The sequence below is a fragment of the Ferrovum sp. PN-J185 genome, assembly GCF_001581925.1.
In the GTDB taxonomy this organism is placed as follows: domain Bacteria; phylum Pseudomonadota; class Gammaproteobacteria; order Burkholderiales; family Ferrovaceae; genus PN-J185.
Genome location: NZ_LQZA01000001.1, coordinates 647794 through 667339, shown reverse-complemented (window position 1 = coordinate 667339; position 19546 = coordinate 647794). Strand labels below are relative to the sequence as shown.

The window sequence follows — 19546 nt, the reverse complement described above, 5'->3', positions numbered from 1 at the left end:
CCATTAGTTTAACCCGTAACGACGGATAAACCAGGTTTTCATCAGGTGCGCTAAGATTAAATAACCAAATAAAATGGCTATTATATAAGGCCAATAGCTCAATGGTAAGGGAGTAAAGCCTAGCGCGTGTGCAAAGGGAGAATAAGGCAACCAGATACCCACAGTACAAATTAATATACTGGTGATAAACATGGGTAAACTTGCACGACTTTGGATAAAAGGAATCCGTCCGGTACGAATAATATGAATAATTAAAGTCTGCGACAAGAGTGACTCAACAAACCAACCTGTTTGAAATAACGAGGCACCTGCTTCAGTATTAGCTTTAAACACAAAATACATGGTCGCAAATGTAGCATAGTCAAAAATCGAACTAATGGGTCCTACCATCACCATAAAACGGGTAATATTGGCAATATCCCAGCGTCGAGGCTTAGCAATATACTCATCATCCACATTATCTGTGGGGATCGCGGTTTGAGAAAAATCGTAGAGTAAATTATTGGTTAATACTTGAATGGCTTGCATGGGCAAGAAAGGAAGCCAAGCAGAGGCGCCTAGTACACTAAACATATTACCAAAATTAGAACTAGCACCCATCTTGATATACTTAACAATGTTACCAAACACACGACGTCCTTCAATTACCCCTTCCTCTAACACCATCAGGCTTTTTTCTAAGAGAATAATATCTGCCGATTCTTTAGCAATATCCACCGCCGTATCAACAGAAATACCCACATCAGCAGCTTTTAGTGCAGGACCATCATTAATACCATCTCCCATGAACCCCACCACATGATCACGCATGTGAAGTGCTTTAATAACACGGGCTTTTTGAGCGGGCGATAATTTAGCAAAAACAGAAATACTTTCAGCTGCTTCAGCGAGCTCCTCATCAGTCATTTGCTCAAGGTCGTTACCCAATAGGATCTTATCCACTTGTAATCCCACTTCACGACAGACTTTTCGGGTCACCACATCATTGTCACCAGTAAGAATCTTAACAGCTACACCATGTCGGTTGAGTGCTGCAATAGCCTCACGGGCACTGTCTTTAGGTGGGTCAAGAAAAGCAATATAACCCACTAGAGTTAAATCCGATTCATCTTTGACTGAATAAGTTTGTGGCGTAGGTGCTGTCTCTTTGTAGGCGATCGCAATCACTCTAAAACCATCTTCATTAAGTTCACGTGTGATATCTATGAGTTTGGTTAAATCCTCTTGGTTTAAGGGGATTCGTTCACCATTTACTTCAGCTTGTGTACAACAAGAAAATATTTCCTCCACAGCACCTTTACAAATGAGTAAATGACGACCTTTTCCTTCAACCACTACAGACATACGACGACGTTGAAAATCAAAGGGGATTTCATCGACTTTACGGTAATTAACACCAGTTCTTAATTGTTCATTTAATCCTGCATATTCCAACACCGCCACATCCAAGAGGTTTTTTAAACCCGATTGATGAAAACTGTTCAAATAGGCGTACTCCAACACATCTTCATTTTCTTGACCGTAAATATCTACATGTTTTTCAAGAATAATTTTATCTTGGGTGAGCGTACCTGTTTTGTCAGTACATAACACATCCATAGCACCAAAGTTCTGGATAGAATTAAGTCGTTTAACAATCACTTTTTTACGTGACATGGCAAGGGCGCCTTTACCCAGGTTTACTGTCACAATCATTGGTAGCATTTCAGGAGTTAGCCCTACCGCCACTGCCACTGAAAATAAGAAAGCTTCCATCCAATCGCCCTTGGTAAAACCATTGATGACAAATACCAAAGGAGTCATGATCATAATGAAACGGATCATAAGCCAAGTAAATTGATTAATGCCCCGATCAAAACTGGTCAACTGTCTAGCCTGTCCAACCATTTGAGCAAGACTACCAAAATAAGTTTGTGATCCAGTTTGTGCAATAACAGCAGTTGCTGTCCCACTGACAACGTTTGTACCCATAAAACAAATATTGCTAAATTGCAACGGATCCTTTCCTTCAACTTGTTCAAGACCAGCAAACTTTTCGACTGGTAAGGCTTCGCCTGTAAGGGAAGATTGATTAACGAATAAATCTTTTGTTGATAGAAGACGAACGTCTGCAGGAATCATATCACCTGCTGACAGTTGAATAATATCTCCAGGAACGAGCGTATCAAGCGGTACTTCACGTCGTTGTGGACCAGCTGGTGAGAGATGAATATTGAAATAACGATTTACTTCATCGGGAACGCCACTGCGACGATCTTTCCTCAATACCGTGGCCGTTGTACTAACCATTGCCCGCAAGCGTTCTGCAGCATTACTGGAACGGTATTCTTGTACAAAGGTGAGCACAATACTCACTGCCACCATAATCACAATGATTAAGGAAGCCTCTTTGTCGCCCAAATAAAAAGACACAGCAGCCAAGATTAACAGCAATATATTTAGTGGATTTTTAAAGTAGGACAACAGCTGTTTGACAGGTCCTTTGTGTTTTTCATGAACAATGGCATTGGGGCCATATTGAGCGAGTCGTTCTTCCACTTCGCGATCGAGCAATCCCTCAAGGGAAGTATCAAGGCGACGTAAAGCAATATCGATATCAGAACCGGCGACGTCTAGTAAGACTCGATGAATACGTTGATTCGTCGTTGGCGCTGTTGGCTGGCGAGGATTTAAGCGTGATAAAAGCTGATTAATGTAGTCCATAGTACCTCAATTCTTTATCTTTAGAATTGAGTCATATGAACGTTACACAGTGATGACAGAAGTAAATTCTAAAGACAAAGCTGCAAAATTTGTTGTAATTCAGTAGCACAATCCAAGATGGATTTACTCCCTTCTCAATAAAAAAAGAGATTGTCCTCTGCAAGCTTTACCCTGTCAACCTTTTTCCTTGGTTTGAGAGGCTTTTTTACACCTCACTACATGGAATAGGCAGTGAGGTGCTATTAGGCTTATTTAGAAAATATAAACTTACCTTGTTTACTGACGTCCACATGAATCACATCCTTAGGTGCGAAGGACCCATCAAGAATTTTAACAGCCAAAGGATTTTCTAATTCATTCTGGATTGCCCGTTTTAATGGTCGCGCTCCATAAACTGGATCAAAACCCACTTCAGCTAGTTGCTCCAATGCTTTATCAGACACTTCCAACGCTAAGTCCATTTTACTTAAACGATTGGACAGAGCTTGTAACTGAATTGCAGCAATTGATTTCACCGCTTCTTGTCCTAGGGTATTAAATACCACTATCTCATCGATACGATTAACAAATTCAGGTCTAAAGTGTGTTTTTACCTCACCTAATACAGCCAATTTAATAACTGCACTGTCATCTCCTTCCATTTGTTGAATCATGTGCGACCCCAAATTTGAGGTCATGACAATCACTGTGTTTTTAAAATCAACTGTTCTTCCTTGTCCATCAGTTAATCGACCATCATCTAACACTTGCAGCAGTACATTAAAGACATCAGGATGAGCTTTTTCAACCTCATCAAGCAAAATAACACTATAAGGTTTGCGCCGCACTGCTTCTGTTAAATACCCCCCTTCTTCATAACCCACATAGCCTGGGGGCGCACCAATTAACCTTGCGACAGTATGTTTTTCCATGAACTCTGACATATCAACACGAATTAAATGTTCATCTGAGTCAAACAGAAATTGTGCTAAGGTTTTACATAACTCAGTTTTACCCACTCCAGTGGGTCCTAAGAATAGGAATGACCCGTAAGGTTTATTAGGATCACTTAAGCCTGAGCGCGACCGGCGGATAGCATTAGAGACGATTTCAACAGCTTCTTCTTGCCCGACCACACGCTCTCTTAAATAGGACTCCATTTTTAATAATTTATCGCGCTCCCCTTGCATCATCTTAGAAACAGGTATACCTGTAGCCCGCGAGACCACCTCAGCAATTTCCTCCGCCCCCACCTGAGTGCGTAATAATTGGTTATTTTTAGGTTGCTGAGATGTGGTGGTGAGAGTGAGTTTTGCTTCCAACTCAGGTATCTTGCCATATTTAAGCTCGGATGCTTTTTGCAAATCGCCACTGCGTTGTGCTGCTTCCATTTCAGCACGCACGCGATCGAGCTCTTCTTTGACATGTTGCGTCCCTTGTAATTGAGCTTTTTCAGATTTCCAAATTTCTTCTAAGTCAGCATATTCAAGTTCAAGTTTATTAATTTCCTCTTCGAGCAAGGCAAGGCGTTTTTGTGAGGCCTCATCGGTTTCTTTTCTTACTGCTTCACGCTCAATTTTAAGTTGAATTAAACGACGAAATAACTTGTCCATGGACTCAGGTTTTGAGTCAATTTCCATTTTAATTCTAGCCGCCGCCTCATCAATTAAATCAATGGCCTTGTCTGGTAAAAATCGATCTGTAATGTAGCGATGAGACAATTCAGCAGCCGCAACAATAGCAGGATCCGTGATATCTACCCCGTGGTGAATTTCATACTTCTCTTGTAAACCACGTAAGATCGCAATGGTATCCTCAACAGAGGGCTCTCCTACTAACACCTTCTGAAAGCGCCTTTCTAGTGCGGCATCTTTTTCAATGAATTGTCGGTACTCATTAAGGGTGGTGGCACCAACACAATGTAATTCACCACGTGCCAGGGCAGGCTTTAACATGTTCCCCGCATCCATTGCCCCTTCGGCTTTACCTGCTCCTACCATGGTATGAATTTCATCGATAAATACAATAGTCTGTCCTTCGTCTTGAGCCAGTTCTTTTAAAACAGATTTGAGTCTTTCTTCAAATTCACCACGATACTTAGCACCGGCAAGTAGTGCTGCCATATCAAGAGTTAGAACTCTTTTATTCTTTAAAGATTCAGGTACTTCATTGTTAATAATGCGTTGAGCAAGCCCTTCAACAATAGCCGTTTTACCGACACCAGGTTCACCAATTAACACAGGATTATTCTTTGTACGTCTTTGAAGAATTTGAATCACTCGACGAATTTCATCATCACGCCCGATCACTGGATCAAGCTTACCAAGCTGAGCACGCTCAGTTAAATCAATGGTGTATTTCTTTAATGCTTCACGTTGAGACTCGGCAGCAGAATGACTAACTGACTCCCCACCACGTAATGCAGTGATGGCTGCTTCAAGACGTGATCGTTGAGCACCTGCTTGTTTAAATAAACGCCCTGTTTCTCCCTTGTCCTCAAGAACTGCCAACAAAAACAATTCAGAAGCAATAAATTGATCTTGGCGCTTTTGTGCCTCACGGTCAGTGAGATTAAGTAAATTTGAGAGATCACGTGAGACATTGATTTCCCCTGCCGTTCCTTGAACTTTAGGTAATTTTTTAATGGCCTCATCGAGCGCTTGCTTAAGCGAATTCACCTGTACATCAGCACGGGTTAATAGGGATGCTGTGCTACCATCAGCTTGATTAATTAACGCCAACAATAAATGATGGGGCTCAATAAACCCATTTTCATGGCCGATGGCTAAGGATTGAGCATCAGCAAAGGCCTCTTGGAAACGACTGGTCAATTTATCAAATCGCATGGCTTATTTCCTTAAAAAACTGAGATTAATTGTTAAATGGGGTAAATTTAGCTAAAAACAAGGGGGAGAATAGATTTTATGTTAGGATACGAACTAATTATTTATTATGATATCTAGAGGTTTTCTCTATGTTTTCAACCTACCGATACGTTGTGTATGGATTATGTTGTGGCTTGTTATTGCTGTTAACCGGCTGCGCTAGTATTCCAGCAGGGCAAGAGGATCCTAAAGATCCCCTACAAAGTTACAATCGATCCATGTACAAGTTTAATGAAGGCCTCGATAGCTATGTCATTAAGCCTGTTGCCCAAGGTTACAAAACAGTAACCCCAGGATTCTTTCGTGATGGGATTAGCAATTTTTTTAGTAACATTGGTGATATCACTGTTTTTCTCAACGATTTATTACAAGGTAAAATCACCCAAGGTGGTCAAGACGCTGGGCGCTTCGTTGTCAATACAACAGTGGGGTTATTAGGGTTTATTGATGTAGCCAAACACATTGGTTTGGAAAAACATAATGAAGATTTTGGTCAGACACTAGCCGTGTGGGGATGGGATGAGAGTCCTTACTTAGTACTGCCAATCCTTGGTCCCTCTACCATACGCGATGGACTTGGGTTAGCTGCAGCCTACCCCTTTAGTTTTTATGCGAACAGTCATGCTAATAATACGCACTTAACTGAAATTGGGGCATTAGAAGTGGTTAATACCCGGGCAGGTTTATTGGCGGCAACCAATGTCTTACAAACAGCCGCATTAGATCCTTATACTTTTATGCGTGATGCTTACTTACAGCGACGTAAAAATCTGATTTATGACGGTCACCCTCCTCATAACAAAGAGGATGACGAATAAAACCCGAACTAATCTTTTAGTGATTGTTTAAAACCGAAGGCTTTGATGACAAAGCCTTCTTTAAAATAAAAGCGATGAGCTTGTTCGCGTTGCGTACCTGACTCTAACTCAATGCTAACACAGCCACGTTGACGCCCCACTTCTTTGAGGTAATCCATCATCAAATGCCCTACCCCCTTAACCGGCGCTTTGGGATCAGCAACCAAATCTTCACTGTAGATTTTTCTTCCTACCATGGTGTTGGTGGTAATCCGAAATACCACTAAACCACATAGAACATTGTCTTCCATAGCCACCGCCATTTCAGCGCCTGTTTGAAAGACTTCACGCATGGACTCACTGTATGGACTAGGAATGTTAGGTCTAAGCGTACGATGCAGTGATTCTGCTAGAGTCAATAAATCCTCTCTAATGATTGAGCGATCCGCACCTGTAATGGCTATCATATCCATGTTGTTCTCCTCCCCCTTTGTGGTTTTTTAACTAACGAATATACTTTTCCATTAATCGACTGATAACTGTTTTCTCAGCAGCGATTTGATGTGGCTGTTCGCTTTGCATAATGGCTGTATCAGGATCTTTTAAACCATGTCCTGTTAACGTTGCAACAACAACTGAACCCTTCTTGAATTTACCTCGCGCTAGATCTTTTTTAAGACCTGCCAAGGATGTGGCTGATGAGGGCTCACAGAACACCCCTTCAAATTGCGCTAATTCCTTTTGTGTAGCTAGTATTTCGGCATCTGTACATTCATCAAACCAACCTTGCGACTCATTGACAGCAGCCCAAGCTAAATCCCAAGACATAGGGTTACCAATACGAATGGCTGTGGCGATGGTCTCAGGATTTTTAACCGCTGCACCGCGTAAAAAAGGGGCTGCACCTGCTGCTTGATAGCCCACCATCACAGGACGGTTAGCGGCTAAAGCAGAGGTATGATAAGGGCACTGTCCATGACATAATCCACAGGCTTTGGTTTGTTGACAGGTGGCTTCACTGTAACCCATCCAATGAGCACTGATATTACCTGCATTACCGACAGGTAACACATGATAGTCCGGTGCACAACCTAGGGCTTCAATAATTTCAAAAGCAATGGTTTTTTGACCTTGTAGACGATAGGGGTTAACGGAATTGACCAAGGCCACCGGCAAGTCATTGGCTAACTCCTGGACCAACTGCATACCATCATCAAAATTACCCTGTATCTGTAACACAATAGAGCCATGCATCATGGCTTGGGCAAGTTTACCAAGAGCTATTTTGCCATCAGGAATTAACACAAACGATTGAATACCAGCACGTGCCGCATAGGCTGCGGCAGCGGCTGAGGTATTACCTGTACTGGCACAAATAATCGCCTTAGCGCCTGCCTCAACCGCTTTTGTGACGGCCATTGTCATGCCTCTGTCTTTGAATGACCCAGTTGGATTCAGCCCTTCAAATTTAACCAAAATGCGACCATCAAATCCCCATTGTTTAGGTAAGTGATGTAATTCAATTAATGGCGTATTTCCCTCATTCAAAGAGATAATAGGAGTCGTGTCGGTAACAGGTAACCGATCACGATAACGATGAATTAAACCTTGATAATGACTCATTTTCTCTCCCCTATTAATGACTATGCCAATGTTTCAAGACGAATGCGAACCACCGGTCCTGAAATAGTATCTAATTGTTCAATGTGTGAAATGGCCTGATTCACATCTTTTTCTAATGCACGATGCGTTAGGATAATGACATCAACACGCTCTTCTCCTTCTGTTGGTTCGCGCTGTAACATAGCCTCAATTGAAATATTTAATGACGCCAAGATACGTGTCACATCCGCCAATACACCAGGACGATCAAGTGCACTCATTCTCAAATAATAAGAAGTATGGACTTGATCGATTGTTAATACCGGGTCATCAGTCAAGCGATCCACTTGGAACGCGAGGTAAGGCACACGTTGATAAGGGGCGGCATCAGCCATACGTGCCACATCGACTAAATCTGCTACCACAGCAGAACCTGTGGGTTCTGCACCTGCTCCAGGACCGTAGTACAACGTGCTACCAACAGCATCAGCCGACACCAATATAGCATTCATGACGCCTTCAACATTGGCGATGAGTCTTTTTTCAGGGATCAGAGTGGGATGAACACGTAACTCAAAACCCTGTTCTGTGCGTTTGGTAATCCCTAATAACTTAATACGATAACCAAACTCTTCTGCATAAGTAATATCTTTTGCCGTTAATTGAGCAATTCCTTCTGTATAAGCCTTGTCAAATTGAATAGGAATACCAAAAGCGATAGCTGACAATAAGGTAAGTTTATGAGCGGCGTCAATACCTTCCACATCAAAGGTCGGATCAGCCTCTGCATAGCCTAACGCTTGTGCTTCTTTTAAAGCTTCAGAGAAACTAATGCCCCGCTCACGCATATTCGATAAAATAAAATTGCTGGTACCATTAATAATACCCGCTACCCATTGAATACGGTTGGCGCTCAATCCTTCCCGTAACGATTTGATAATAGGGATACCACCTGCAACAGCCGCTTCAAAGCCAATCATCACTCCTTTCTCGTGTGCTGCCTTAAAGATCTCATTGCCATGCACAGCAAGTAACGCTTTATTGGCTGTCACCACATGTTTACCTAACGAAATCGCTTTTAAAACCAACTCTTTAGCAGGATGTGTCCCGCCCATCACTTCAATCACAATATCCACATCAGGAGATTCGACCACTTGCAGAGGATCGGTATAGAGAGTAATACTCTGCCCCACTTTTTTACTTACTTGCGCGATATCTTTTTCTCTAACAGCAGCACAGGTAACCACAATTTCTCTACCAGCGCGTCGTGCAATTTCTTGACTATTACGTTGCAAAATATCGTAAGTACCACCACCCACCACACCTAAACCTAATAAACCTACTCTCATCGGAGTCATAGTAATCCATCCTTCCTAAACATATCTTTAATTCCACGTAATGCTTGCTTGGTACGTTCTTCATTTTCAATTAAGGAGAAACGTATGTGATCATCACCAAGCTCTCCAAAACCGATTCCTGGAGAAACAGCAACTTTTGCTTCTGCTAATAATTTCTTAGAAAATTCAAGAGACCCCATCTTCTGGTACATCTCAGGAATCTTAGCCCATACAAACATAGTGGCTTTGGGATTCTCAACCATCCACTCTAGCTGATGCAATCCTTGTACTAAAACATCACGGCGTTTTTGATAGGTATTTCTAATTGTTTCCACACACTCTTGAGGTCCCTCTAATGCCACAATTGAGGCAACCTGAATGGGTGTGAACGTACCATAATCATGATAGCTTTTCATTCTCCCTAATGCAGCAACCAATGTGGGATTTCCCACCATGAATCCCACACGCCAACCAGCCATACTGTAGCTCTTTGATAGTGTGAAAAATTCAACGGCCACATCTTTAGCACCAGGCACTTGCATAATTGACGGTGACTGATAACCGTCATAAACAATATCTGCGTAGGCTAGATCATGTACCACGTAGATACCATATTCTTTGGCGATATGAACAACACGTTCAAAAAAAGCCAAATCAACACATTGCGTAGTGGGATTACTTGGAAAATTCAAAATGAGCATTTTGGGCCGGGGATAAGAACCTCTCAACCCTTTTTCTAACTCTTCAAAAAAATCCACTCCCGGAGTCATACTAATATGACGGATATCCGCTCCTGCAATAACAGGTCCGTAAATATGAATGGGATAACTGGGATTGGGTACCAGTACCATATCCCCTGAATCGAGGGTGGCGAGCATTAAATGAGCAATACCCTCTTTTGAGCCAATAGTAAAAATAGCCTCATTATCAGGATCAAGTTCCACGCCATAACGTCGTTGATACCAATTACAAATGGCTTTTCTAACGCGCGGGATGCCTTTTGATAATGAATAGCCATGGGTATCATTACGTTGAGCCGCCTCTACCAATTTATCAACAATATGCTGAGGTGTAGGCTGATCGGGGTTACCCATGCTAAAGTCAATAATATCCTCACCGCGACGTCGGGCTGCCGACTTTAACTCGCCGGTAATATTAAATACGTAGGGAGGTAAGCGCTTTATTCTTGGAAACTCTGACATGATGTATGATCTATTCTAGCTTCAAAAGGGTCAATTTTACCTTAAATGCAGGAACCTATGAAACTAATCAACCATTTACCAGACGCAAACTTTAATATTACCGGCCATGGCAAAGACTTTGTTATGGTCAACAAAGAGCGCTTAGAAAAAAGTCTTGTTATTAGCCCCACTCGCCTTGAACGCGCTTGGGTTAACACTCTTAATGAACTCAACGAAGAGCATATTGCTCAACTTGTTGCATGGCAACCTGCAGTACTTCTACTTGGGACAGGGCACACCTTAACCTTCCCCAAAACGGCTATACTGCGCCCACTCATAGAAGCACAGATAGGTTTTGAAGTGATGGACACACAAGCTGCCTGTCGCACTTATAATGTACTCGTTAGTGAAGACCGTTTTGTGGTTGCCGCGTTAATTGTTTAGCCCTCAAGTAAAGCTCGAATGTGTTCATTGACACTGCGCCCTAGTGCATCAGGGTCATATCCCCCTTCGAGCATTGATACAATACGCCCATCACTGTGTTTAAACGAGAGCGCTTGGAGTTGTTGGGTTAACCACACGTAATCAGACTCTACCCAACGTAGATGAGCAAGTGGATCAAGCTTATGAGCGTCAAATCCGGCTGAAATTAAAATAAGTTGAGGAGCAAATTCGTCAATAATCGGTAGTGCATTTTGCGTCATAATTGATTGCATATAAGCGCCGTCACTGCCTGCTGGGAGTGGATAATTAAAAATATGTTCGTTCTTGGTGTCGCTGCCACTGTAGGGATAAAAGGGATGTTGAAAAGTAGAGCAATAAAGAACTCTAGTATCATGTCTAAAAATATCCTCTGTACCATTGCCATGGTGAACATCAAAATCAATAATAGCTATACGCTCTAGTTGATAGTGCTCCAGCGCGTGTGCCGCAGCAACGGCTATGTTATTAAAAAAACAAAATCCCATTGCGCGATGATGTTCGGCATGATGACCTGGTGGGCGTACGGCACAAAATACCGAGTTAGCTAACTGTTTCATAACAAGATCCACCGCCATCACCCCAGCACCCGCACCGCATAATGCGGCTTGTAATGAATGCGAATTCATCACCGTATCATCGTCAATATGATGCAAACCTTGCTTAGGTGCTGCAGCAATGATAGATTGAATAAATTCCTGACTATGAACCCTTTCTAAGTGTTCAATATTGGCTTCTGTGGCTTCATGTGGAATTAAATAATTGATCAAGCCTGAGGCAATTAAGCGGTCATTAATGGCTGCTAAGCGATGTGGACTTTCGGGATGGTAATCCCCCATATTGTGTAAACCACAAAATGAATGCGTAATGTAAGCCGTATTTATCATTATAATAATTCTCTAACCAATAGTGAGATGCCTTGATGAGACCACATTATTTGACACCTTTTTTTGCACCACAATCTGTTGTCATTGTAGGTCCACTATCAAGTTCTGACGCATTGTCTCGTTCAGTATACGACAATCTCACACTAAATCACTATCAGGGTGAACTCTATGCTATTAATACCCTATCACCCTCTAAGATTAATGCCAGCTTCTACCCCAATCTTAATTCATTACCGATCACCCCAGATCTTCTCATGCTCGATGTCGCCGTTGACGAGGTTCAAAGTTATCTTGAGCAATGTGGCGAGCTAAATATCAACCATGTTGTGTTAATGACTAACGTGACGCAACTTGAGCAAACCCAAGCAGAAAAACTCAAGACTATTTGGCGCGCCATTACAAAAGCTCAGGGAATACGGGTAATGGGTCCAAATTGCGCTGGGGTAATGCGTCCGCTAATTGGGATGAGTACTTCTCTCATGAAACCTGGGACATTGGGTATGGTGTCACAATCCACTGCCTTAACAAGTGGTGTATTGGATTGGGCGAGTGGCAATGGCTTAGGTTTTTCTGCTGTGGTGTCATTAAATGACTCAATTGATATCGGCTTTGCCGAAATTGTGGATTACCTGGTATCTGATCATCACACGCAAAGTATTCTAATTTTTGTCGAGGAAGTGGTTCAAGCTCGTCAATTAATGAGCGCGCTACGAGAGGCAGCACGCGTTAAACCGACGATTGTTCTCAAAGCAGATAAACATGCTCTACTGAGAACAGGAGATCAGTTATCTGATGTTGATTTTGAGCAAACTGATGGGATATTCAACGCTGCGCTGCGGCGCGTTGGCGTGGTGAGAGTAAGAACCATGACACAACTATTTGCAGCTGCAAGAGCCTGCTCGTTACGCTATCGTAAAAGCGGGCCACATCTTGCTATCATCTCAAATGGTGAGGGGCCAGCCGCCTTAGCCACAGACCGCGCCCTGGACAATTATATTCCCATGGCACAGTTATCTGAAACAACCCTCAATGCGCTCAATGGATTAATAAAAAACAAAAGTGGTAATCCGATAGATCTTGGCGCCACTGCTAAGGCTCAAAATTATAAACGGGTGGCTCAATTATTACTTAATGCCCCTGAGGTAGATAGTCTCCTTGTCATCTTATGTCCACAACATGGATCAGAAAGTGACTTAACTGCCTATGAAATCGCTGAGTTAGCTAAACAATCCAACAAACCTATTATGGCTTGTTGGATGGGAGACCAGAGTGTTGTCCCTGCCCGTCGTCTGTTTAGCGCTCATCGTGTGCCAAACTTTAGAACACCTGAATCGGCAGTGGATGCAATCCGTTATATTAATCAATACTTACACAATCAGCGCATGTTGTTTCAAACAACAAGCTCCAGGGTAATTGATGCGCTACCCGATCTTGATCGGGCCCGACATATCATTCATGAGCAAGTTGAACAAGGTTCACTCACACTTACACCACTTAGCACCGAGAAACTACTGGCTGCATTTGATCTAACCTATCGCGCCAATATGCCAATGCCGCCAAATACCAGCAAGCAATCTCGAATAATGATTGACCTTGGGGTAGTGCGTGATAGCACACTTGGTCCAAGTTTATATATTACTCCTGGGGGTATGGCTGCCCACCTACCACATTCTAAAACTTATGCTCTTCCCCCTTTAAACCAATTTTTAGCAGTTGAGTTGATAGAGCGCAGCGTATTGAGTCATCTCAACCACCCTTCCTCCGAGAAAGCCATCAGCCAACACCAAGCATTGATTTATCTTATTTTACGATTATCTGAGATGTGTTGTGAGTTGGCAGCCATAGAAACCATTGAATTAAATTTATGGCTTAAGGATGATGATTATGTAGAGATTCTTTATGCTCACATAACTCTTAATAAGGAACCTGTCACCTCTTTTGATTATCGTCATTTAGCCATACATCCATACCCTCTTGATTTGGTTAAATCACTGACATTAAAAAGCAATTTACCCATTCATATACGTCCTATCAGACCAGAGGACGCGGAAATGGAGCAGGAGTTTGTCAAAAACTTATCAGAAGATAGTCGGTATTTTCGTTTTTTAGACGCCCTCAAAGAGTTGCCTCGTTCACTGTTAGTACGTTTTACCCAGTTAGATTACGCAACAGAAATGGCGTTAATTGCAACAACCACAATCGATAACCAAGAAAAACAATTAGGGGTTGCCCGGTATACCACGAATCCTGATGGTGAATCCTGTGAGTTTGCTTTGGTTATTGCCGATCAATATCAAGGACAAGGTCTAGGAACCACTCTTATGAATGAGCTCATTTTATGTGCTCAATCAAGAGGTCTCTATTTCATGACAGGAGAAGTATTGGGTAACAATACAGGGATGCTACATCTTATGCATACACTAGGCTTTACCAGCACTATCGCTCCTGATGAACCTAGTCTCAGAGTGGTAACATTAGACTTAAGAAGCTATGAAGCTAAGAGTTAACTGCACACCACTCTTTACATCACTTTAGATTGTTTTTTAATACGCGTTGTGGATTGATTGGTTTACCACGATAACGAATCTCAAAATGAAGTATTGCACTGGTATGGCCCGCCTCAGGAGAGAGCTCAGCGATGGCTTGACCTACTTTTATTTTATCACCTTCTTTAACCAGTATTTTTTGGTTGTCGGCATAGACACTCAAAATGTCTGGTGAATGCTTAATCACCACCATATGACCATAACTTTTTAACGAATCCCCTACGTAACTGACAACACCACTCGCGGAAGCGTGGACAATTTTATGTTCTGTTACCTCTATATCAAGCCCCTTGCGATCACTGTGATAGAGTGCGCTTTTATATTGTGATATCGGCCATTGCCAGTTAATTTGCGTGATCTCTGACGGCAGAGGTTTATTCATTGATTGAGTAGAGGTATCAGCTTGAGATTTTTTCTTATGATTGTTTTTATGAGTAGCAGAAGACTCATTGGTACTCTGTGATTTACCTGAAATACTCTCATCACTTACCGGAGCAGGATTTAAGGTAGATGAGCATCCGCTCAATAAGAGACCAGCACATAAAACGATTAGTAGTCCTTTCATTGCACGCTACCTTCCCTCAAAGGTACAAATTTAACTGCTTCAATAATCTGCTGAGTAAATCCTTGCTCATCTCGATCAACTACAATTAATTGTTGTTTCTTGCCACCCACGGGTATGACCAATCGCCCACCAATACTCAATTGCTCAAGTAAGGCATCGGGAATACTCTCTGGAGCTGCAGCCACAATGATACCATCAAAGGGTGCCGCATCTACTAATCCATAACTACCATCAGTATGCATCAAGCGCAGATTATGAATACGCATAGTCCAAACCCTTGAGCGGGTTTTTTCAAGTAACTGACCGATACGCTCAACTGAGTAAACTTCTTTGAAGAGTTTGGACAGTACTGCAGCCTGATAACCACAGCCTGTACCTACTTCTAATACTTTTTCTGGTGTTTTTTTAGCAAGTCTCAACAACTCAATCATACGCGCCACAATATAGGGTGCTGAAATAGTTTGGCCGTGACCTATCGGTAGCGCTGTATCCTCATAAGCGCGCGACGCAATCGCCTCATCCACAAAACTATGACGTGGGATCGCTGCCATGGCTTTTAAAACAGCCTCATCTTGAATACCTGCTTGACGTAACCGTTCCACCATACGCTGTCGAGTACGCTCTGAGGTCATCCCTTTGCCAGTTTCTAGTCGACCAATCATAAACTCAACCAGCTACGTACTTTATCTAACTGCTGATAATGCGTTAAATCCATTTGTAATGGAGTAATCGATACAAATCCCTGTTTAATTGCATCAAAATCAGTCCCGTCACCACAATCAGCGGCAGGTCCTGCAGCACCAACCCAATAAACAGTTTGACCTCGAGGATTTGTTGCTTTGATCACAGGTTCTGCTTTGTGTCGTTTACCAAGACGCGTGACTTTAAACCCTTTCAACTCTTCAAAAGGGCAATCAGGTACATTTACATTTAATAAAGTGGGCTCAGTTAAACCTTGTGTTTGTATTTGTTTAACCAATTGAGTAACAACCTGTGCTGCTGTAAGATAATTTCCACCACCTGATTCACTTACTAGGGACACTGCAATAGCAGGAATACCTAAAAGAAATCCTTCGGTTGCCGCAGCCACGGTCCCTGAGTAAACCGTATCATCTCCCATATTGGCACCATGGTTGATACCCGAGACAATTATATCAGGGACCTGTTCTAACAGACCCGTAACAGCCATATGGACACAATCCGTAGGCGTACCATTAACATGATAAAAACCATTGGGCGCCTGTTTTACAATTAATGGTCGATCAAGCGTTAATGAGTTACTGGCACCACTTTTTTCAGTATCTGGCGCCACCACCACAACCTCAGCTATTTTCTTAAGTTCATCAAATAACACATTGATTCCTTGAGAAAAATAACCATCGTCATTACTCATTAAAATACGCATAACCTATTCCAGTAACCTTTATTTTTTAGGAGGCAAATCGGTACATACTCCCTCTAACCATTCAGCTGCCATACCAATTGATTCACCTAAAGTAGGATGAGGATGTATGGTTTTACCAATATCAGCAGGATCACACCCCATCTCAATGGCAAGACAAATCTCACCAATTAAATCACCGGCATGAGTACCCACAATAGCACCACCTAATAACTGATGGGTTTTAGCGTCAAACAGCAATTTAGTAAATCCTTCATCGCGTCCATTGGCAATAGCTCGTCCCGAGGCGGCCCAAGGAAAAACAGCTTTTTCAACCGCGACACCCTGCTCTTTGGCTTGCTCCTCAGTAAGACCTGCCCAAGCAACCTCAGGATCGGTGTAGGCCACAGACGGGATTTGCCGCGCATCAAAATAACTGCGACGACCCTCAGCCGCTTCGGCTGCCACATGTCCCTCATGAACCGCCTTATGGGCAAGCATAGGTTGCCCCACAATATCACCAATTGCAAATATATGCGGTACGTTAGTTCTATTTTGACGATCAACCGGAATAAAACCACGTTCATCAACCATCACACCCGCTTGTTCTGCACCAATTAGTTTTCCATTAGGCCTACGCCCTACAGCCACTAGCACCACATCATAGGTCTCTTCAGTAGGAGTTCCTTCAGGTCCTTCAAAATTCACAACAATACCATCACTGTTCGCTGTCATTTTAGTGGTCTTGGTATTTAACATGACTCGCTCAAAGCGCTTAAGGTTTTTCTTTTCCCACACCTTAACCAAATCTCTATCAGCTCCCATCATCAGTCCAGACTGCATCTCAACAACATCAAGACGAGTACCTAATACAGAATAAACTGTTGCCATTTCAAGACCGATAATGCCACCTCCTACCACCAACATTTTTTTAGGAATATGGGTCAACGCTAGTGCACCTGTGGAGTCAATAATGCGCGGATCATCAGGAGCAAATGGTAACTTCACTGCTTGCGAGCCTGCCGCAATAATTGCTTTATTAAAGCGTACTAATTGTACAGAGCCATCATTGGCGGTGACAGACAAATGCTGTGCATCAACAAACTTACCTACCCCTTGGAGCACTTGGACCTTACGGGCTTTAGCCATCATAGCAAGCCCACCTGTAAGCTTATTCACAACAGAGGACTTCCATTGACGCAGACCATCCAAATCAATCTCTGGCGTACCAAAACGTACTCCATGTTTACTGAGAGCCATGGCTTCCTCTGTCACGGACGCCACATGTAATAATGCCTTAGATGGTATACACCCCACGTTCAAGCATACGCCTCCCAAAGTAGCATAACGTTCCACTAAAATAGTTTTTTGCCCAAGATCAGCACTTCTAAAAGCTGCAGAATACCCTCCAGGCCCTGCACCTAATACCACTACTTCACATTCTAATGTTGCCATTTCTGCCATATTGACGTCTCCTAGAGGGTTGCTCTTCTTAAATCTGCGAGCAATTCCACCAAATATGAATTAAAGCGCGCAGCCAAGGCGCCATCAATGACACGATGATCATAGGATAGCGATAAGGGTAGGATTAACCTAGGTTGGAACTGATTGTCTTTCCAAACAGGTTTCATTGCTGAACGACACACCCCTAATATAGCCACTTCTGGAGCATTAATGATTGGCGTAAAGTAGGTTCCGCCAATTCCTCCTAAACTAGAAATGGAGAATGTACCTCCTTGCATATCTGTGGGGGATAGCTTGCCTTCACGTGCTTTTTTAGCCAATTGTGCGGCCTCATCAGCAATTTGCAACACACCTTTTTTATCGGCATCTTTTATCACAGGTACTACTAAGCCATTGGGCGTATCTGCAGCAAAACCAATGTGATAGTAATGTTTTAATACTAAATTGTCGCCATCTAATGAAGAATTGAATTGTGGAAATTTACGCAAGGCATTACATACCGCTTTAATCAAGAAAGCGAGCATGGTCACTTTTATCCCTGCAGGCTGTTTTTCAGAATTAAGTTGTACTCGAAATGCTTCAAGTTCAGTAATGTCAGCATCATCATTATTAGTAACATGAGGAATCATGACCCAATTACGGTGAAGATTGGCTCCAGAAATCTTTTTAATACGACTTAAAGGCTGTACTTCTATTGCGCCAAATTTTGCAAAATCCACTTGTGGCCAAGGCAGCAACCCTAACCCCAACCCAGCTGATACCCCAGTACTACTTCCCTGCACTATTGAGGTTAAAGCAGTTTTAACAAACCCCTGCACATCCTCTTTTAAGATTCTTCCCTTCGGTCCACTGCCTTTTACTTTACTTAAATCAACACCTAGCTCTCGAGCAAATTGACGCACACTAGGACTGGCATGGGCTTTTGTGAAAGCCAATTGATCAACTGCGTTGTCTACAGTAGTTTTCTCACCAGAACCCACAGGAATAGGTTGTGAGCTGGTTGCTGGTCTGTGTTCAACTGGTGTTTGCTGGGATGAGCTCAGTGATTGTTGACTATTGATATCTTGCTCTAATTCTGATTGAGCAACTGGCTGAGACACCATTAATGTAGCGATTGCATGGCCTTGTGAAACTTTATCGCCAAGCTTCACCAATACCGATTTAATCACACCACCCTGAGGAGCGGGTACTTCCATGGTGGCTTTATCTGATTCTAGAGTGATCAAGGGGTCGTTAGCGGATACTTGGTCACCTGGTTTAACCATGAGCTCAATAATAGGGATATTGTCAAAATTACCAATATCAGGAACGGTAATGGTAATTTCTTCTGTAGCTGCAACCGTATTGGATGATTGTTCTTTAACGCTGTGTGCTTGAGGAGAAGTTACTTGAGATGCTTTGTCTTGTTGTTTTACTTCTTCTTGTTTTACAACAGCTGCGGACACAGAGGATGTTTGTGCCGCCGCAACAACTGAGGATTCCTCCAATGTCAGTATCAGACTTCCTTCTGAAACACGGTCCCCCAACTTTACATGGACAGCCGTTACTGTTCCACTTGAAGTGGCGGGTACTTCCATGGTGGCTTTATCTGACTCTAGGGTGACAAGGGGATCATCTTTACTGACTTGGTCTCCAACTTTGACCATTAATTCGATGACAGGAATATTCTTAAAATCTCCAATATCTGGAACTTTAACCTCGACGGTCATGGGCAATTTCCTCCTCAAGAGCTAGTGGCT

15 protein-coding genes are annotated in these 19546 nt (G+C 42.7%); 3 read left to right on the top strand and 12 right to left on the bottom strand.

Annotated elements, in window-relative coordinates; translation table 11 throughout:
* Positions 1–3: 3 nt before the first annotated feature.
* Positions 4–2703, bottom strand: a complete 2700-nt coding sequence (gene mgtA / locus FV185_RS03265; protein ID WP_067493491.1) for a magnesium-translocating P-type ATPase — start codon at positions 2701–2703, stop codon at positions 4–6.
* A 248-nt stretch (positions 2704–2951) separates the two neighbouring features.
* On the bottom strand, positions 2952–5528 hold the full coding sequence (gene clpB / locus FV185_RS03260; RefSeq protein WP_067493489.1) for an ATP-dependent chaperone ClpB: 2577 nt from the start codon (positions 5526–5528) through the stop codon (positions 2952–2954).
* 128 nt (positions 5529–5656) lie between these two features.
* Here clpB and FV185_RS03255 point away from each other — a divergent pair, with 128 nt between their 5' ends.
* Complete coding sequence (locus tag FV185_RS03255; RefSeq protein WP_067493487.1) at positions 5657–6385, top strand: MlaA family lipoprotein; 729 nt, start codon at positions 5657–5659, stop codon at positions 6383–6385.
* A gap of 8 nt (positions 6386–6393) precedes the next feature.
* Here FV185_RS03255 and FV185_RS03250 read toward each other — a convergent pair whose 3' ends face one another.
* The 4 genes from FV185_RS03250 to alaC are packed head-to-tail and all read right to left on the bottom strand — an operon-like array spanning position 6394 to position 10505.
* Positions 6394–6837: a GNAT family N-acetyltransferase gene (locus tag FV185_RS03250; protein ID WP_067493485.1), complete on the bottom strand. Its 444-nt coding sequence runs from the start codon at positions 6835–6837 to the stop codon at positions 6394–6396.
* Between the two features lie 31 nt (positions 6838–6868).
* A complete protein-coding gene (thrC, locus tag FV185_RS03245) occupies positions 6869–7987 on the bottom strand; it encodes a threonine synthase (protein ID WP_067493483.1) in 1119 nt (372 codons plus the stop codon).
* A 20-nt stretch (positions 7988–8007) separates the two neighbouring features.
* Positions 8008–9324, bottom strand: a complete 1317-nt coding sequence (locus FV185_RS03240; protein WP_067493481.1) for a homoserine dehydrogenase — start codon at positions 9322–9324, stop codon at positions 8008–8010.
* A complete protein-coding gene (alaC, locus tag FV185_RS03235) occupies positions 9321–10505 on the bottom strand; it encodes an alanine transaminase (protein ID WP_067493479.1) in 1185 nt (394 codons plus the stop codon). Before alaC ends, FV185_RS03240 begins: the two co-directional genes overlap by 4 nt.
* Positions 10506–10562: 57 nt before the next feature.
* Here alaC and FV185_RS03230 point away from each other — a divergent pair, with 57 nt between their 5' ends.
* Complete coding sequence (locus FV185_RS03230; protein ID WP_067494240.1) at positions 10563–10928, top strand: Mth938-like domain-containing protein; 366 nt, start codon at positions 10563–10565, stop codon at positions 10926–10928.
* Here the strand turns inward: FV185_RS03230 and FV185_RS03225 are convergent.
* Entirely contained in the window at positions 10925–11851 is a 927-nt protein-coding gene (locus tag FV185_RS03225) for a histone deacetylase family protein (RefSeq protein ID WP_197457735.1), read from the bottom strand. The genes FV185_RS03230 and FV185_RS03225 overlap by 4 nt on opposite strands.
* 35 nt (positions 11852–11886) lie before the next feature.
* Between FV185_RS03225 and FV185_RS03220 the strand changes: the two genes are divergently transcribed.
* Positions 11887–14358 carry a bifunctional acetate--CoA ligase family protein/GNAT family N-acetyltransferase gene (locus tag FV185_RS03220; protein ID WP_067493477.1) on the top strand — a complete coding sequence of 824 codons (2472 nt, stop codon included), beginning with the start codon at positions 11887–11889 and terminating at the stop codon, positions 14356–14358.
* Between the two features lie 19 nt (positions 14359–14377).
* On the opposite strand, the gene FV185_RS03215 is transcribed toward FV185_RS03220, so the two are convergent.
* Genes FV185_RS03215 through aceF form a run of 5 tightly spaced genes read right to left on the bottom strand, consistent with a single transcriptional unit; the run spans position 14378 to position 19522 of the window.
* On the bottom strand, positions 14378–14962 hold the full coding sequence (locus tag FV185_RS03215; RefSeq protein WP_067493475.1) for a M23 family metallopeptidase: 585 nt from the start codon (positions 14960–14962) through the stop codon (positions 14378–14380).
* Entirely contained in the window at positions 14959–15624 is a 666-nt protein-coding gene (locus FV185_RS03210; RefSeq protein ID WP_067493473.1) for a protein-L-isoaspartate(D-aspartate) O-methyltransferase, read from the bottom strand. Before FV185_RS03210 ends, FV185_RS03215 begins: the two co-directional genes overlap by 4 nt.
* Positions 15621–16367 (bottom strand): 5'/3'-nucleotidase SurE, encoded by a 747-nt coding sequence (surE, locus tag FV185_RS03205; RefSeq protein WP_067493471.1) that lies wholly within the window; start codon positions 16365–16367, stop codon positions 15621–15623. Before surE ends, FV185_RS03210 begins: the two co-directional genes overlap by 4 nt.
* A gap of 18 nt (positions 16368–16385) precedes the next feature.
* A complete protein-coding gene (gene lpdA, locus FV185_RS03200) occupies positions 16386–17807 on the bottom strand; it encodes a dihydrolipoyl dehydrogenase (protein WP_082787004.1) in 1422 nt (473 codons plus the stop codon).
* An 11-nt stretch (positions 17808–17818) separates the two neighbouring features.
* Positions 17819–19522 (bottom strand): dihydrolipoyllysine-residue acetyltransferase, encoded by a 1704-nt coding sequence (aceF, locus tag FV185_RS03195; protein ID WP_156474162.1) that lies wholly within the window; start codon positions 19520–19522, stop codon positions 17819–17821.
* Between the last annotated feature and the right edge of the window lie 24 nt (positions 19523–19546).

Excerpts from the sequence above, each read along its gene's own strand:
- FV185_RS03255 (WP_067493487.1), top strand. The coding sequence starts at position 5,657 with ATGTTTTCAACCTACCGATACGTTGTGTATGGATTATGTTGTGGCTTG.
- clpB (WP_067493489.1), bottom strand. The coding sequence starts at position 5,528 with ATGCGATTTGATAAATTGACCAGTCGTTTCCAAGAGGCCTTTGCTGAT.
- lpdA (WP_082787004.1), bottom strand. The coding sequence starts at position 17,807 with ATGGCAGAAATGGCAACATTAGAATGTGAAGTAGTGGTATTAGGTGCA.
- FV185_RS03240 (WP_067493481.1), bottom strand. The coding sequence starts at position 9,324 with ATGACTCCGATGAGAGTAGGTTTATTAGGTTTAGGTGTGGTGGGTGGT.
- thrC (WP_067493483.1), bottom strand. The coding sequence starts at position 7,987 with ATGAGTCATTATCAAGGTTTAATTCATCGTTATCGTGATCGGTTACCT.
- FV185_RS03215 (WP_067493475.1), bottom strand. The coding sequence starts at position 14,962 with ATGAAAGGACTACTAATCGTTTTATGTGCTGGTCTCTTATTGAGCGGA.
- mgtA (WP_067493491.1), bottom strand. The coding sequence starts at position 2,703 with ATGGACTACATTAATCAGCTTTTATCACGCTTAAATCCTCGCCAGCCA.
- surE (WP_067493471.1), bottom strand. The coding sequence starts at position 16,367 with ATGCGTATTTTAATGAGTAATGACGATGGTTATTTTTCTCAAGGAATC.
- FV185_RS03210 (WP_067493473.1), bottom strand. The coding sequence starts at position 15,624 with ATGATTGGTCGACTAGAAACTGGCAAAGGGATGACCTCAGAGCGTACT.
- FV185_RS03250 (WP_067493485.1), bottom strand. The coding sequence starts at position 6,837 with ATGGATATGATAGCCATTACAGGTGCGGATCGCTCAATCATTAGAGAG.
- alaC (WP_067493479.1), bottom strand. The coding sequence starts at position 10,505 with ATGTCAGAGTTTCCAAGAATAAAGCGCTTACCTCCCTACGTATTTAAT.
- FV185_RS03230 (WP_067494240.1), top strand. The coding sequence starts at position 10,563 with ATGAAACTAATCAACCATTTACCAGACGCAAACTTTAATATTACCGGC.
- FV185_RS03225 (WP_197457735.1), bottom strand. The coding sequence starts at position 11,851 with ATGATAAATACGGCTTACATTACGCATTCATTTTGTGGTTTACACAAT.
- FV185_RS03220 (WP_067493477.1), top strand. The coding sequence starts at position 11,887 with ATGAGACCACATTATTTGACACCTTTTTTTGCACCACAATCTGTTGTC.